Source organism: Streptoalloteichus tenebrarius, assembly GCF_024171885.1.
GTDB lineage: Bacteria > Actinomycetota > Actinomycetes > Mycobacteriales > Pseudonocardiaceae > Streptoalloteichus > Streptoalloteichus tenebrarius.
Genome location: NZ_JAMTCP010000038.1, coordinates 1 through 14553, shown reverse-complemented (window position 1 = coordinate 14553; position 14553 = coordinate 1). Strand labels below are relative to the sequence as shown.

Annotated in this window: 15 protein-coding genes; 7 read left to right on the top strand and 8 right to left on the bottom strand. The window is 71.4% G+C overall.

Annotated features, from left to right (window positions below):
• The first annotated feature begins 57 nt into the window (after nt 1–57).
• Entirely contained in the window at nt 58–612 is a 555-nt protein-coding gene (locus LX15_RS24815) for a hypothetical protein (RefSeq protein ID WP_253672068.1), read from the top strand.
• A 72-nt stretch (nt 613–684) separates the two neighbouring features.
• Here LX15_RS24815 and LX15_RS24810 read toward each other — a convergent pair whose 3' ends face one another.
• The 3 genes from LX15_RS24810 to LX15_RS24800 all read right to left on the bottom strand — a co-directional run bounded on the left by LX15_RS24810 (nt 685) and on the right by LX15_RS24800 (nt 2434).
• Entirely contained in the window at nt 685–1356 is a 672-nt protein-coding gene (locus tag LX15_RS24810) for a PEP/pyruvate-binding domain-containing protein (RefSeq protein WP_253672067.1), read from the bottom strand.
• Nucleotides 1357–1508: 152 nt separating this feature from the next.
• Nucleotides 1509–1922 carry a DoxX family protein gene (locus LX15_RS24805; RefSeq protein ID WP_253672066.1) on the bottom strand — a complete coding sequence of 138 codons (414 nt, stop codon included), beginning with the start codon at nt 1920–1922 and terminating at the stop codon, nt 1509–1511.
• A gap of 89 nt (nt 1923–2011) precedes the next feature.
• A complete protein-coding gene (locus tag LX15_RS24800) occupies nt 2012–2434 on the bottom strand; it encodes a low affinity iron permease family protein (protein ID WP_253672065.1) in 423 nt (140 codons plus the stop codon).
• 326 nt (nt 2435–2760) lie between these two features.
• Between LX15_RS24800 and ctaD the strand changes: the two genes are divergently transcribed.
• From ctaD to LX15_RS24785, 3 genes are all read left to right on the top strand, one after another.
• Nucleotides 2761–4530 (top strand): aa3-type cytochrome oxidase subunit I, encoded by a 1770-nt coding sequence (ctaD, locus tag LX15_RS24795; protein ID WP_253672064.1) that lies wholly within the window; start codon nt 2761–2763, stop codon nt 4528–4530.
• Nucleotides 4531–4540: 10 nt separating this feature from the next.
• A complete protein-coding gene (locus tag LX15_RS24790) occupies nt 4541–5155 on the top strand; it encodes a DUF4383 domain-containing protein (protein ID WP_253672063.1) in 615 nt (204 codons plus the stop codon).
• Between the two features lie 226 nt (nt 5156–5381).
• Nucleotides 5382–5924, top strand: coding sequence for an AAA family ATPase (locus LX15_RS24785; protein ID WP_253672062.1), 543 nt, complete (start codon nt 5382–5384; stop codon nt 5922–5924).
• Nucleotides 5925–6093: 169 nt separating this feature from the next.
• Here the strand turns inward: LX15_RS24785 and LX15_RS24780 are convergent, their stop codons facing one another.
• Both LX15_RS24780 and LX15_RS24775 read right to left on the bottom strand, forming a co-directional pair.
• Entirely contained in the window at nt 6094–8625 is a 2532-nt protein-coding gene (locus LX15_RS24780) for an ATP-dependent Clp protease ATP-binding subunit (RefSeq protein ID WP_253672061.1), read from the bottom strand.
• Nucleotides 8626–8739: 114 nt separating this feature from the next.
• A complete protein-coding gene (locus LX15_RS24775) occupies nt 8740–8991 on the bottom strand; it encodes a hypothetical protein (protein ID WP_253672060.1) in 252 nt (83 codons plus the stop codon).
• 339 nt (nt 8992–9330) lie between these two features.
• On the opposite strand from LX15_RS24775, the gene LX15_RS24770 reads away from it, so the two are divergent.
• Nucleotides 9331–10215 carry an NAD(P)H-binding protein gene (locus LX15_RS24770; RefSeq protein ID WP_253672059.1) on the top strand — a complete coding sequence of 295 codons (885 nt, stop codon included), beginning with the start codon at nt 9331–9333 and terminating at the stop codon, nt 10213–10215.
• A gap of 101 nt (nt 10216–10316) precedes the next feature.
• Here the strand turns inward: LX15_RS24770 and LX15_RS24765 are convergent, their stop codons facing one another.
• The 3 genes from LX15_RS24765 to LX15_RS24755 all read right to left on the bottom strand — a co-directional run bounded on the left by LX15_RS24765 (nt 10317) and on the right by LX15_RS24755 (nt 12210).
• Nucleotides 10317–10529 (bottom strand): DUF397 domain-containing protein, encoded by a 213-nt coding sequence (locus LX15_RS24765; RefSeq protein WP_253672058.1) that lies wholly within the window; start codon nt 10527–10529, stop codon nt 10317–10319.
• 120 nt (nt 10530–10649) lie between these two features.
• The gene (locus LX15_RS24760) at nt 10650–10754 is read right to left on the bottom strand and encodes a DUF397 domain-containing protein (RefSeq protein ID WP_308213517.1); all 105 of its coding nucleotides are present in this window, start codon (nt 10752–10754) and stop codon (nt 10650–10652) included.
• A 43-nt stretch (nt 10755–10797) separates the two neighbouring features.
• Nucleotides 10798–12210, bottom strand: a complete 1413-nt coding sequence (locus tag LX15_RS24755) for an NsdA family TPR-like regulatory protein (protein ID WP_253672056.1) — start codon at nt 12208–12210, stop codon at nt 10798–10800.
• A gap of 187 nt (nt 12211–12397) precedes the next feature.
• Between LX15_RS24755 and rfbB the strand changes: the two genes are divergently transcribed.
• Together rfbB and LX15_RS24745 are read left to right on the top strand one after the other, a co-directional pair.
• The gene (gene rfbB / locus LX15_RS24750) at nt 12398–13429 is read left to right on the top strand and encodes a dTDP-glucose 4,6-dehydratase (RefSeq protein WP_253672055.1); all 1032 of its coding nucleotides are present in this window, start codon (nt 12398–12400) and stop codon (nt 13427–13429) included.
• Nucleotides 13426–14430, top strand: coding sequence for an ATP-grasp domain-containing protein (locus tag LX15_RS24745; RefSeq protein WP_253672054.1), 1005 nt, complete (start codon nt 13426–13428; stop codon nt 14428–14430). Before rfbB ends, LX15_RS24745 begins: the two co-directional genes overlap by 4 nt.
• The last annotated feature ends 123 nt before the right edge of the window (nt 14431–14553 follow it).

The window sequence follows — 14553 nt, the reverse complement described above, 5'->3', positions numbered from 1 at the left end:
CACGGGCGCCGGCCGCCGCCGGTCTCGCCCGTGTCATCATCGACCTTGGGGGAAACCATGAACACCACGAGCCGGCTGGTCGCCCTCGGGGTGGTCGGCGTCGCCGCGGCGGCGCTGGTCGCCTCGTCCCACCCGACCGTCACCGTGCGGCACGAGTTCTCCGGCCGTGTCGAGGCCGAGCCGAAGATCCACGTCGACGCGCCGCCCCTGAAACTGCCCCACCCCACGCTGCGCGTCGACGGCAACCCCACGGTCAACGCCAACATCGGGGGCACCCCGCAGGCCGGGGTCACCATCACCGGCGGGCCGTCGGCCCAGCTCGACGCCAACGCCCGGGGACGGGTCGACGCGGACGCCCAGGGGCGCCTCGACGCCATGGCGCAGGGCAGGGCCGACGCCCAGTTCCGCGCGGGAGTGGACGTGCCGGCGGTGACCGTCCTCGTCTCGACCGTGACCGTCACCCCGCCGCCCCAGACCGTCACCGTCACGGTCACCGTTCCGCCGTCGACGTCGAGTTCGCCCCCGGCTCCCACCGACCGCGCCCGCCCGAGCGCGGACGCCTCCGCCGCGGCGTCGCCGAACGACCTGCCCGCGGTGGTCCCGACGCGGTGACGGGCGGTGCGCGCCGGCCCCGCGGGTGCGGGGCGACCGCGTCGCCGCCACTCGGGGAACCGGCGTGGCAGGTCAGCCCCTGCGTCCCTCGATCACCACGCCTTCGAGGTCCACCGACACGAGGGCGGCCCGTCCGCCAGCGGTGCCAGCGGAGCCGGCGGTGCCGTTCTCGGTCTCCCTCGTGGGCCGGCCCGCGCCGCGCTGCACGATCACGGCGACCAGCGGTTCGTCCCTGCGACCGCTCCGCACGCGGCGCGCGACAGCCTCGGGCCGGAACAGCGCGGCCCACCGGTCGCGCACCGCGCGGAGTAACGCCTCGTCCCCGCGAACCTCGGCCACGGGGTCGTCCCCGACCTCGGCGACGACCTGACCGCCGTCCCCCGCCACCACGGAGGAACCCACGATCACCCACGCGTTCTCACCCAGGTGGTGGTAGGCGTCCAGCACCGCCTGCCGCACCGGGCCGGACATGCCCGCCGTGCGCACGATCGACACGAGTTGGCGGCACTGCTCCGCCAGTTGGTCCGGTTGGCCCACGACCGCCGTGGCCGCGCGCCACGTCTGCCGCAGCTCCTCCCTGCTCCCGGAGTCGGCGAGCGACCGCAGGTAGGACTCCGTGGTGACGACGAACCCGGCCGGCACCGGCCAGCCCGTCGCCACCAGCTCGCCCAGGCACGCGCCTCGTCCGCCCGCGATCCCCACATCGGTCCCGTCGAGTTGGTCCAACCAGCGCACGTAGCTCATCGGGTTTCCTCCCCTGCCATCGGTTCCGTCACGCCCGTCGGGTTTCCCCGTGGCGGGGCGAAACATCAGTGACGTTAGGAAGCAGCGCCGTGCGCGGGGAGCGGTGAAGGTCCGTCGCCGTCCGGGCCGAAGGTCCCGCGTCCGGTTCCGGGTCAGTTCGTGCCGAAGAGGGGCGACGTGGCGGTCAGCCCCATCTCACCGGAGCGGAACAGCACGAAGACCAGCAGAGCGGCGCCGGCCAGCGCGAGGTCCTTGAGGAACTGGGTCTGCTCCATCGACCGCGTCTGGCCGTCCCGCTCACGCCAGAACGCGTGCATCAGGAACGCGCTCGGGAGCAGGAACACGACCAGCATCAACGCGCCGAGGTCGCCCCACAGACCGAGCAGGACCAGCACCGCGGCCACCGCCATCCAGACACCGCTGCCGAGCACGCTGGCGCGGGCCGGGCGCACGCCCTTCGACTCGGTGTACGCGGTCATGGCGGAGGTGTGGGTCAGGTGGTTGAGGGCGGAGCCGAGGAACAGCAGGACGAACAGCACGCGTCCGATCAGCGCCACCACGTCCATCGTGGCCTCCCGGGAGTCGGATCGACCCCACCAGGGTGACGCGCCGTCCCATCCCGCGCGCGACGTGCGGTGTCGGCCAGGCTCTGCCGCTATGCGCCCTCCCGGTCCTCCAGTCCGACCGCGTCGCGCAGCTCCCGGCAGTCGCGGCGCAGGGAGGGGTGGTCGCGGGCCAGCTCGCCCATCAGGTCGGCGAGCGCGTCCGCGATGGCGTTCAGCTTCTGCTGAGACGCGTCCTCGCCCCGCTTCTGGGTGTTCTGCAACAGGGCGACCAGCAGGAACGTGACGATGGTGGTGACGGTGTTGATGATGAGCTGCCACGTGTCGACGTCACCGATGAGGAAGTAGGACGGCGCCCAGAGCAACACCATGAGCAGGCACAGGACGAAGAACCACGCCCGGGAGACGAACGCGTTGGCGATGGTGGCGAACCGGTCGAACAGCGACAGGTGGGAACCCACGTCGGAGGGCATCTTCGCCCCGTTCGACCCGTTTCCGTGGTCGCGTTGACTCATCTGGTCCTCCTGCCACGCGCCGGCCGTGCACCGTGTCTCACACGGTTGGGAGGGTAAAGTTCCCCCGTCCGGGAGAGCTGAAACGCTGACGCCGGCCGGCTCGGGCGGCCCGTGCGCGTCGAATCTCCCCTTCTCGTCGTGTTTCCCCCTGCTGCGTCAAAGCCGATCAGGTCCATTGGTCACGGGTGGTGAGAATCCGCTCGGCGCGCCCCCGGGAGAACGCGGAATCCTCACCCACCGGATGCGGTGAAGGCGGACGTTCGGGATGCGGTCGTGGGGTAGTCAGGGTGCGCTGTCGGCAAGCGTGGTGACCGTGGAGGTGCTCGGTGACGACTGTGGCGCGCACACCGATCTCGCTCAGCTACCGCAGCGGGTCATGGGGCAAGGGCTCCCGGCTGGTGTCGTTCCTGAAGACGACGGACCACAAGGCCATCGGCATCCTCTACATCATCACCGCCTTCGCGTTCTTCCTGCTCGGCGGTGTGATGGCGTTGTTCATCCGGGCCGAGGTCGCGCGGCCGGGGCTCCAGTTCCTGTCCAACGAGCAGTTCAACCAGCTCTTCACGATGCACGGCACGGTCATGCTGTTGCTCTACGCGACGCCGATCGTGTTCGGGTTCGCCAACTACATCCTGCCGTTGCAGATCGGTTCGCCGGACGTCGCCTTCCCGCGCCTCAACGCGTTGTCCTACTGGTTGTTCCTGTTCGGTGGAGTGCTCACGGTGAGTGGATTCCTCGCTCCCGGCGGAGCGGCCGACTTCGGGTGGTTCGCGTATACGCCGCTGTCCAACGCGGAGCACTCGCCGGGCACGGGCGGCAACCTGTGGAACGCCGGGCTCGTCGTCAGCGGCCTCGGCACCATCCTCGGCGCGGTCAACATGATCACCACGGTGGTCTGCCTGCGCGCGCCAGGCATGACGATGTTCCGGATGCCGCTGTTCACCTGGAACATCCTCATCACCAGCATCCTGGTGATCATCGCGTTCCCCATCTTCACGGCCGGGCTGCTGGGTCTGCTGGCCGACCGGCACCTGGGCGCGCACGCGTTGGACCCGGCGATCGGCGGGTCGATCCTGTGGCAGCACGTGTTCTGGTTCTTCGGGCACCCCGAGGTCTACATCGTCGCGTTGCCGTTCTTCGGGATCATCACCGAGATCATCCCGGTGTTCAGCCGCAAGCCCATCTTCGGCTACAAGGGCCTGGTCCTGGCCACCATCACGATCGCGGCGCTGTCCGTGGTCGTCTGGGCGCACCACATGTACGCGACCGGAGCCGTTCTGCTGCCCTTCTTCGCGCTCACCACATTCCTGATCGCGGTGCCCACGGGCGTGAAGTTCTTCAACTGGATCGGCACCATGTGGAAGGGCGCCATCACGTTGGAGTCCCCGATGCTGTGGGCGCTCGGGTTCCTCCTCACGTTCCTGCTGGGCGGGCTCTCCGGCATCCTGCTGGCCGCGCCGCCCGTCGACTTCCACGTCACCGACACCTATTTCGTGGTCGCCCACTTCCACTACGTGCTCTTCGGCACCATCGTGTTCGCGACGTTCGGCGGGATCTACTTCTGGTTCCCCAAGATGACCGGCCGACTCCTCGACGAGCCACTGGGCAAACTCCACTTCTGGCTCACGTTCCTCGGCTTCCACGGGACCTTCCTGATCCAGCACTGGCTCGGGGCCGAGGGGATGCCACGTCGGTACGCGGACTACCTGCCCAGCGACGGCTTCACGCTGTTGCACACCATTTCGACGATCGGCTCGTTCGTGCTCGGGTTGTCCGTGCTCCCGTTCCTGTGGAACGTCTTCAAGAGCTACCGGTACGGGACGCCGGTCGACGTGGACGACCCGTGGGGTTTCGGGAACTCGCTGGAGTGGGCCACCTCGTGCCCGCCGCCGCGGCACAACTTCCTGGCGTTGCCGAAGATCCGGTCCGAGCGCCCCGCGTTCGAGCTGCACTACCCGCACATGTCGGAGCGGATGCGGCTGGAGGCGCACGTCGGGTTGACCGGGAAGCCGGTGCACGCCCCCGCGCCGTCCGAGCGGATCGCCCACGCCGCCGAGCCCGAGGACGAGGCCGGCCCCGACCCGATGCACCGGTAGGCCCACCGAGATGCGCATGGCCCCCTACCTCCCGCCGGAGCACCCCCTCAGCAAGGTCTACCGGTTCGGAGGCTGGCTGTTCGGCGCGAAGCTCGTCGGCTTCGGCGGCACTGGCCTGGTCCTCACCCACCACGACGGGATGTTTCACCACTCCCCCAGTCCCGCCGTGGCGGCCGGGATCGTGCTGCTCGGGGTTGTGCTCCTCGGTGCCAGCACCCTGGGCGGGGCCACCGCCTCGACGGTTGAAGCGCTCGTGGGCGCTCTCCTAGTCCTGGCCTGCCTGTGCGCTCTGCTCGTCCTCGGGGTCTGGCACCGCGTCGCGCTCCCGCTTCCCCGGCTGTGCCTCTGCCTCACGACGGGCCTCGCGCTCCTAACCCTGGGCTGCTACGGCCGGCTCAGCGGTGGCCTCTGGCCCAGCAACCCCTTCGCGCGGGCCCGCCGCGGCGAACACCCCGACCACACACCTGACCTGGACGCCATCCACCGCCGCATCGCCGAGCTTGACGACCTCGTCCGCGCCGAGATCGCCATGGCCGAGGGCCACCCCACCCCCGACCAGGAACTCCTCCTCATGGCCCACAACCCCGCCGCCGCCCGCGCCCGCCGCCACCACCCCACCCCATGACGACCCCTCGTGCCACCAGACGGTGTGCGGCATTCCGTTGAGTCGGGCGCGGCTCCGGGGCTTCCAGCACGTACCGTGGCCGGACGCGGTGTGGATGGCCCGCACGGACACGGCCGGCGGTCGCCCCATCCACCTGTGCCCCGGTGCTCCGCCGCCCTGGAACCCCGTCGCACCGGCCACCGGCGGCGAGATCGGGTACGACGTCCGTGAAACCCGAGGAGCCACCGTGACCGCCAGAGACCAGGGGGGAAGTCGGGCTGAGGACCGGCCCGAGGTCGTCGTCCTCGTCGGGCTCCAGGCCTCGGGGAAGAGCACGTTCTTCCGTCAGCGGTTCGCGGACACCCATCTGCACGTGAGCAAGGACCTGATGCGCAACGTCCGGCGCAAGGAGGTCCGGCAGCACGCGCTGATCGAGTCGGCGCTGGCCCGAGGCGCCTCGGTCGTCGTGGACAACACGAACCCGTCGGTGGAGGAGCGACAGCGGATCATCACGTTGGCGAGGTCCTTCCACGCCCGCGTGGTCGGGTACTGGTTCCCGCCGGACGTGCCGACGATGCTCGCCCGCAACGCCGCCAGGGAAGGGCGCGAGCGGGTACCTGACGTGGGCTTCTTCGCCACGCTCAAGCGACTGGTTCCCCCACGTCCCGAGGAGGGGTTCGACCAGCTCTTCGTCGTGCGGGCGCGAACGGAGGGCCTGTTCGACGTGGAGCCCTGGCAGACAGGGAGAGACCCCGACCCTGACGCTGGCCAAGACCAAGACCAAGACTGAGACCGAGACACGGAGCCACACCGAGACCCGCACCCTGCCGCCGACCGATACCCGCACCGAGACCGAGACACCGACACGGGGAAGGTCGCTGATCACGGCGGGTGGGTAGGGCGGCCGCTCTCCGCGGGCACTGAGGACGGCCGGAGGAGAGCGGCGGTGCTGAGGAGAGTCAGGACTCGCCCACGGTGGCGTCGGAGGACTCCCGCGTGGTCACGTCGAAGGCGAGGCGGTCCTCGCGCTGGTCGACGGTGACGTGCTGTCCACGGGAGAGCCGGCCGTCGAGCAGCATCCGCGACAGCTCGTTGTCGATCTCGCGCTGGATGGTGCGGCGCATGGGCCGCGCGCCGAACTCCGGCTGGTGGCCGTGCTCGGCGATCCAGTCGACGGCCCTGGGCGTGAAGTCGACGGTGATGTCCTGGGCGTGCACCCGTCGCCGGGTCTCCTCCAGCAGCAGCTCGGTGATGCGGCGGAGCTGGTCGCGGTCGAGCCGGCGGAAGACGATGATCTCGTCGATCCGGTTGAGGAACTCGGGGCGGAAGGTGTCCCGCAGCCGGGACATGACCCGGTCCCGCAGGTCGCTGGCCTGGCGGTCCTCGGAGCGGGCGCTGCCGAAGCCGATCGGTCCGCCGCCGGCGATCGCCTCGGCGCCGACGTTGCTGGTCATGATGAGGACGGTGTTCTTGAAGTCGACGGTGCGGCCCTGCCCGTCGGTGAGTCGCCCGTCGTCGAGGACCTGCAACAGGATGTTGAAGACGTCGGGGTGGGCCTTCTCGATCTCGTCGAGCAGGACGACGGAGTACGGGTGCCGCCGCACGGTCTCGGTGAGCTGCCCCGCCTCCTCGTAGCCGACGTACCCGGGCGGCGCGCCGACGAGCCGGCTCACGGTGTGCCGCTCGCCGAACTCGCTCATGTCCACCCGGACCATCCGGTCGGAGTCGCCGAACAGCGCCTCGGCGAGGGCGCGGGCCAGCTCGGTCTTGCCGACCCCGGTCGGGCCGAGGAACAGGAAGCTGCCCACGGGCCGGTTCGGGTCGCCCAGCCCGGCCCGGGAGCGCCGGACGGCCTCGGCGACGGCCTCGACGGCCTCGTCCTGGCCGATGACCCGCTGCCGCAGGTGCTCCTCCAGCCGCAGCAGCCGGTCCTTCTCCTCCTCGGTGAGCTGGCTGGTCGGGATGCCGGTGGCCCTGGCGACGACCTCGGCGATGTCGTTCTCGGTGACCTGGGAGATGCTGGAGGGCCGGCCCTCGCCGCGCAGCTCGTCGACGCGCCGGCACAGTTCGGCGATCTGGTCGCGCAGGGAGCTGGCCCGTTCGTACTGCTCGTCGGCGACGGCCTGGTCCTTGTCGCGCCGGAGCTGTTCGAGCTGCCGTTCGAGGTCGCGCAGGTCGGTGGCGGGCCGGCGGGTGCGCAGCCGGACCCTGGCCCCGGCCTGGTCGATGAGGTCGATGGCCTTGTCGGGCAGGAACCGGTCGGTGATGTAGCGGTCGGCCAGCTCGGCGGCGGCGACCAGCGCCTCGTCGGTGAAGCGCACCTGGTGGTGGGCCTCGTACCGGTCGCGCAGGCCGCGCAGGATGGCGATGGTGTCCTCGACGGACGGCTCGGGCACCAGGATCGGCTGGAAGCGGCGTTCGAAGGCGGGGTCCTTCTCGATGTGCTTGCGGTACTCGTCGAGGGTCGTGGCGCCGATGATGTGCAGCTCGCCCCTGGCCAGCGCAGGTTTGAGGATGTTGCCGGCTCCCATCGCGCCCTCGCCGCCGCCCGCGCCGACGACGGTGTGCAGCTCGTCGAGGAAGGCGATCACCTCGTCGCCGTGCTCGCGCAGCTCGTCGATGACCTTCTTGATGCGTTCCTCGAACTCCCCTCGGTAGCGGGTGCCGGCCACGATGCCGGTCAGGTCGAGCTGCACGACGCGGCGGTTGGCGAGCACGTCGGGCACCTCGCCGTCGACGATGCGCTGGGCGATGCCCTCCACGATCGCGGTCTTGCCCACCCCGGCCTCGCCGATGAGCACCGGGTTGTTCTTGGTGCGGCGGGACAGCACCTCGATGGTCTGCTCGATCTCCTCGTCCCTGCCCACGACCGGGTCGATCTTGCCGGCGTGCGCCATCTCGGTCAGGTCCCTGCCGTACTGGTCGAGCGTGGGCGTCTCGGCGCGGCGCGGCTCCTCCGGGGGCGCGGCCCTGCCGGCGGCGGCGCGGCGCAGGGTCTCGGGCGTCAGCCGCAGGTCGGCGAGCATCCGCCCGGCTCCGGACTCGCGGTTGGCCGCCAACGCCAGCAACAGGTGCTCGGGTCCGATGTAGGAGTGGCCGAGGGCGAGCGAGATCTGGTGCGCGTCGAGCATGGCCCGCTTCGCGGCCGGGGTGAGGACGGGTGGCTCCTCGCGGCGCTCGTGGTGCGCGACCTGCTTCTCGATCTCGCGGGCGAGGGCGTCCGGGTCTGCGCCGGCCCTGACGAGGAGCTGGCGGGTGGGGTCGAGCTGGGTGGCCGCCCACAGCAGGTGCTCGGTGTCGAGGTCGGGGCCGCCCCAGTCGACGGCCTGCCGGACGGCGGCGGAGACCAGCTCCCGCGCCTGGTCGCTCATCAGGCGGATGATGTCGACGCGGGGCGCGGCCCGACGTGCCCCCGCGCCGAAGAAGCGGGCGAGGAACTCGTCGAAGGGGCTCTGGCCGAACCCGCCGGGCGGCCCGAAGAAACTGCTCATCGCTGCCTGCCTTCCGCCTGCGTGCTCCCCCGGCCGGGCGGCCGGCGTCGTTCGTGCGCGGTCCGCGCCGTCCTGTCGTGACGGTGGGACCGCGGGTCGTCCCGCGCGCCTCGTTCAGCGCGAGTGCGGGCCGGGCTCGGGCGAGTCGTCGTGCTGCTTGCCGCGGTGGATGCCCTCCAGCCGCTCTTCGTGCGACCCGCGCGTCATGTGGTGCCGCTGCTTCGAGGCTCCCCGGGTCACCTGCTCCTCGCTCGGGGTGGCGCCGCGCTCCCGTGCCTCGCGGGCCTTCTGCCGGCGCTGCTCCTCGTTGCCTTCCATCTTCTTGCCGACCATGGCGCTCACCTGCGGTTTCTTCTGGTTCGTCACGACCTGCCCGTGGCAAGGGTTGCCGTGGGCGCGGACGGCGAAACGGGTGCCACCGTGGCTCCGGCCACTCCACGGCTCGGGGAGATCGTCGCGCCGCCGCACCTCGGGCCGGGCACACCGAGAATCGGCCGGCACTCATCGTGACGGTCATTTGTTCACATCCGGGAACAGGCCAGTTCAGAGCATCGATGAAAGACGCGCCCTCGCACATTACGGAATGTAGTAACCGCAGGTCAGAGCCAGATGTGAACAGCGTGTTCGCGTTTGCTCGAAACGGTTGTCCGCGCTGAGGATGTGCCGGCGCGGAACGCACCGCGTGAACATTTCCGGGAGGGCGAGATGAGAGTTCTGGTGACTGGGGCGACCGGGAACATCGGCCGGATCGTCGTGAACCGCCTCCTGGCGGCGGGAGTGGAGGTGCGGGCGCTCACCCGCGCTCCGGAGCGGGCCGGGTTACCGCAGGACGTGCGACTCGTCCGGGGAGACCTCGCCGAGCCGGCCTCGCTGCGGGAGGCGTTCACGGGCATCGAACGCCTGTACCTGTTCCCCGTGCCGGAGACGGCGCGTGAGGTGGTCGCGCTCGCGAAGGAGGCCGGCGTGCGCCGCGTCGTGGTGTTGTCCTCGGGCGCGGTGACACAGGGTGAGGACACGGCGTTCCACCTGCCCGTCGAGCGGGCCGTCGAGGAGTCCGGTCTGGAGTGGACACATGTTCGACCGGGCGAGTTCATGCTCAACAAGTTGTGGTTGTGGGGTCCGTCCATCCGGGAGCAGAACGTGGTGCGGGACCCGTTCCCCGACGCCGCCTGGTTCCCGGTGCACGAACAGGACATCGCCGACGTCGCTGCGGCGGCGCTGCTGGAGGACGGGCACGTCGGCGCCGCCTACACGCTCAACGGGCCGGAGCTGCTCAGCCACGCCGAGCAGGTGCGGGCGATCGGCGCGGCGATCGGCCGGGAGATCCGGTTCGAGGTGGTCACGCCGGAGCGGGCCAGGGAGCTGTACCTGCGGCAGGGCGGGTTCGCGGCGGAGGTCGCGGACTTCCTGCTCGGCTTCGAGGACTACTCGGGAGAGCCCGCCGACCCGCAGGAGAAGGAGGAGTGGACGCCGTCCGCGTTGCCGCCGATGCCGACGGCCGAGCAGGTCACCGGACGTCCGGCCCGCACGTTCGCGGACTGGGCGCGGGACCACGCCGACGACTTCCGCGCGACCCCACGCCCTGAGTGAGTCCGCCACCCTCCCTCGGCGCGACGGGGATGGGACGGACCCTGAGCCGACCACGCGGCGGGGGCCAACGGGTTGGCCCCCGCCGTCGGTTCACGTCTGGGTCAGCTCAGGTCGAGCCGACCAGCCTTCACCGAGTCGACGAACGCCGTGAACGCGGCCGGCGCGAACACCAACGCCGGCCCCGACGGGTTCTTCGAGTCACGCACCGCAGCGACGTCCACAACGGACGCCACCTCGACGCACTGCATGCCGTTGCCACTGGAGCGGCTGGACTTGCGCCACCTCGTGACTGCTGAAGTTGCTGACTCCCGCATCGCAACTGCTCCCCTCGAACCGAGTCAGACCCGATGGTGCCCCACGGCAGGTTGTCGAACGAGGGGCCAAACGAACGAGGGCGGGGGCCGACCGCCCCCGCCCTCAGTGCATACTCACGGTCAGCTCAGGTCGAGCCGACCGGCCTTCACGCTGTGCACGAACGCGGCGAACACGGCCGGCGCGAAGACAAGCGCCGGACCGGTCGGGTTCTTCGAGTCACGCACCGCAACGACCTTTGCTACCGACGCCACCTCGACGCACTCTCCGTTACCTGTTGCCCTGTTGCCACTGGTCGGGTTCGGTGACGCCGGCGGCCAGGCAGAGTTGGGCACGGAGTTCCCGCGCGTTCGGGCTGGTGCCCGCCGCTGGGGTGATTTCGTGGGCGAGGTCGAGGAAGCGTCGTTTGACCCGGGTGGAGTCCAGGCCGGTGGCGACGTTGATGGCGTGTTGGGCGTAGGTGTGGGCGGCGTCGACGTCGCCGACGAGGACGAAGGCGCGGGCGGCGGCGATGGCGTCGAAGGCGCGGGAGCGCACCCGGGTGGGGTTGCGGTGGGCCGCGGCCGCGTCGAGCAGGGTGACCGCGGTGGTGGCGTGGCGGGCTTCACCGGTGGTGCGGGCGAGGAACAGCATCACCTCGCCGAGGGTGGAGGCGAGTTCGGGTTCGTCGAGGTAGGCCACGTAGGCGGGAGCGTTCGGGGTGTGGTCGAAGATGTCCTGGGCCTGGCTGACGTTGCGCAGGACCTCGGCGGTTTGGCCTTGCATGGCGGCGAAGCGGGCGGCGAGCGCGTGAAGGCCGGCGCGCAGGGCGGGCTGGGCGTGGTGGCGGCAGCCGTAGAGGGCGAGCGCGATGCAGTCGGCGGCGACGTCGGGGCGTTTGAGGTAGCCCCAAACACGGGCCAGGCATTGGAGTAGGTGTGCGGTGAGGTTGGTGTCGGCGCTGTCCCGGGCGGCGTGGACGGCCAGGGTGAGGTAGCGGATGGCGTGTGGCCAGTGGGCGGCGTCGTGGGCGGCCCAGCCGGCGACGCCGGCGAGGTCGGCGAGTTCGCGCAGCAGCAGGCGGCCGGTGCGGTCGGTGTAGGTGCCGTCGCGGACGGCATGGGTCGTCGCGGCCAGGTGGCTGGCCGCGGCGGCCAGGGTGCTGCCGCCGCCGTGGGCGTTGTCCAGTGCCCGGAACGCCGCGGTGCAGTCGCGGATACGAGCCACGTCGGCCTCGCCCAGGCGCTGCCCGGGGCCGGCCTGGGCCGGCAGCGGCCGGGCCGTGGTGAACGCCCAGGTGTGTAGCGCCTCCAGCAGCCGCTCCGGCTCCCAGGGCACGGCCGCTGGGGGCAGGCCGGTCGAGCGGTGCGGCGGCGGCGTGGTCTGCGCGAGCGTGGCGAGCAGGTCGTGGGGGCCGCGGTAGCGGGCGAGGTCGTCCTGCTGGTCGTCGTCCAGGCCGAGGTCGGCGGGGGTCAGGGTGCGGCCGCAGTGGGCGGAGAGCACCTCCGCCACGAACTGGGGGACCGGCGGGCGCGGGCGTTCCCCCTCCAGCCAGCGCCGGACCCGGGTGCCGTCAGGGTGGATGCGCAGACCTGCGGCGCGTGCCCGCTTGCCGACCTCGGCGGCGAGGCGACGCTGGGTCAGCCCGCTGCGGGAGAACCAATAGGCCAGCGCGGTGTCGCGACGGCTGGGCGTCTCGGTCACGAGGTCCTCCACAAAGCCCGGGGTCGTGGTCCTGTAGTAGTCCCCGGCCGAGGCTGGCGCAAGGGATTGTCACGATCGCGCCCCCACGCTTCCCCTGGCGCGCCAGGTGATTCGCCGCGGTGCCACCACGGGTGGGCCTGCGGCCCCGCCACGTCCGACGCGCCCAGGCTCATCGGTGCCCCGCCCCTTGAGATCTCTGGAGGTCATCGTGTGGAACAACGTGCTCGTCACCGGGGGAGCCGGGTTCATCGGCTCCCACTTCGTCACACGTCTGCTCGCCGCCGGCGAGGTCGGGCGGGTGACGGTGCTGGACGCGCTCACCTACGCCGGCTCCATCCACAACCTGGGCGAGGCGTTCTTGGCGCCGCACTTCCGGTTCGTGCACGGCGACATCACCGATCACGCCTTGGTCGACGCCGTGGTCGGCGAGCATGACGCTGTGGTGCACTTCGCCGCCGAGTCCCACGTGGACCGCTCGTTCTCCGCGGCGGGCCGGTTCGTGTCCACCAACGTGGCGGGCACCCAGATCCTGCTGGATGCGGCGATGCGGCACGGGGTGAGAAGGTTCGTGCACGTCTCCACTGACGAGGTGTACGGGCCCGTGCCCACCGGGGTCGCGAGCGAGGACGACCCGCTGCGGCCCACCGTGCCCTACGCGGCGTCCAAGGCAGCCAGCGACCTGATGGCCCTGTCCTACCATCGCACGTTCGGGGTCCCGGTGTGCGTGACGCGCAGCGCCAACAACTACGGCCCGCGCCAGCACCCGGAGAAGATCATCCCCCTGTTCGTCACCCGGCTGCTCAAGGGCCACCCGGTCACCCTGCACGGCCGGGGCGAGCACGTGCGGCACTGGCTGCACGTGACCGATCACTGCCAGGGCATCGAGGTCGTGCTGCGAGAGGGAGTCCCAGGGGAGATCTACAACATCGGCGGCGGAACGGAGCTGACCAACCGGGAGCTGACCGAGCGGATCCTGCGCGCCTGCGACGCCGACTGGGGCGCCGTCGAGTTCGTCGAGGACCGCCGCTGCAATGACCTGCGCTACGCCATGGACTGCACCAAGATCACCCGGCTGGGGTACCGCCCGGTGCGGGAGTTCGCGGACGGGCTGGCCGAGACCGTGGAGTGGTACCGCGCCCACCCGGACCGGTGGGCGCCGCTGCTGCGCGCCCCCCAGACCGCGGGCGCGCCGGCCGGCGAGGGAAAGGGGCGCGCGTGACCTCCGCGGCACCGCTGCGACGGATCCTGGTGACCGGGGTCGGCGGGGCCCCCGGATTCGACCTGGCCCGCAGCCTGCTCCGGCTCGGCCTCACGGTGATCGCCGCCGACGCCCATCCGCTGGCCCCCGGCCTGGCGTTGCCCGGGGTCACCCCGCGCACGATCCCACCCGCCACCGACCCGTGCTTCGGACCGCACCTGCTGGAGCTGTGCCGGCATCTGCGGCCGGAGGCGCTGATCTCCACCGTCGAGGCGGAGCTGCCGCACCTGGTGGCGATGCGCGAGGTGTTGGCCGAGGTGGGCGTGCGGACCTGGCTCCCGACCGCCGAGGCGGTGCGGGTGTGTGCCGACAAGGCTGCCTTCGCCGCCCTTCTGGCCGCCCACGGCATCCCCACCCCCCGCACCGGGTTACCCGACCAACTACACGACCTGCCCGAGGACACCGGGTTGGTGGTCAAACCGCGCCGCGGCCACGGAGCGCAGGGGGTGCGCTTCTGCCGCAGTCGAGCGCAGGCGCGGGTCCTGTGTGGACTCGTGCCGGACCCGGTGGTGCAGGAACGCGTGGCTGGCCGCGAGTGGACGGCGGACTGCCTGGTCGATGCGCAGGGCCGCGCGTCGGTGGTCCCGCGCTGGCGACTGCTGGTCAAGGGCGGTCTGGCGATGGTGTCGACGACCTTCCATGACCCCGAGGTGGTCGCGCTCGCGACGGCGACCCTGGCGGCCGTGGGGGTGGTCGGGCCCTGCTGCGTGCAGGGCTTCGTCCGCGACCCCGGCACCCCGCGAGTGGTGGTCACCGAGGTCAACGCCCGCTTCGCCGGCGGCTTCCCCGCCGCCCAGGCAGCCGGCGCCGACCTGGTGCTCCAGACGCTGCGCGGCCTGGCCGGTCACGGCGTCGACCACGACCGGCTGCGCTACCAACCCGGGATCCGGCTCACCAAGTACGTCGAGACGCTGCTGGCGGGGCCGGACCCCGACCTACCCACCCCTCCGCCGTTGTCCTGATGGAAGGCCGATGAATGGAAGGCCGATGACCATGCCCAACCGGAGTACCCCGGGTATCGAGCGCAACGCCGCGCCCTACCTGCACGGCACCGAGTACGCCGCCCTCGCCGCGGTCCTGGCCGC

Coding starts and splice junctions, on each gene's coding strand:
- LX15_RS24805 (WP_253672066.1), bottom strand. CDS start 1,922: ATGGACGTGGTGGCGCTGATCGGACGCGTGCTGTTCGTCCTGCTGTTC.
- LX15_RS24770 (WP_253672059.1), top strand. CDS start 9,331: ATGAGAGTTCTGGTGACTGGGGCGACCGGGAACATCGGCCGGATCGTC.
- LX15_RS24790 (WP_253672063.1), top strand. CDS start 4,541: ATGCGCATGGCCCCCTACCTCCCGCCGGAGCACCCCCTCAGCAAGGTC.
- LX15_RS24800 (WP_253672065.1), bottom strand. CDS start 2,434: ATGAGTCAACGCGACCACGGAAACGGGTCGAACGGGGCGAAGATGCCC.
- LX15_RS24765 (WP_253672058.1), bottom strand. CDS start 10,529: ATGCGGGAGTCAGCAACTTCAGCAGTCACGAGGTGGCGCAAGTCCAGC.
- LX15_RS24815 (WP_253672068.1), top strand. CDS start 58: ATGAACACCACGAGCCGGCTGGTCGCCCTCGGGGTGGTCGGCGTCGCC.
- LX15_RS24780 (WP_253672061.1), bottom strand. CDS start 8,625: ATGAGCAGTTTCTTCGGGCCGCCCGGCGGGTTCGGCCAGAGCCCCTTC.
- LX15_RS24810 (WP_253672067.1), bottom strand. CDS start 1,356: ATGAGCTACGTGCGCTGGTTGGACCAACTCGACGGGACCGATGTGGGG.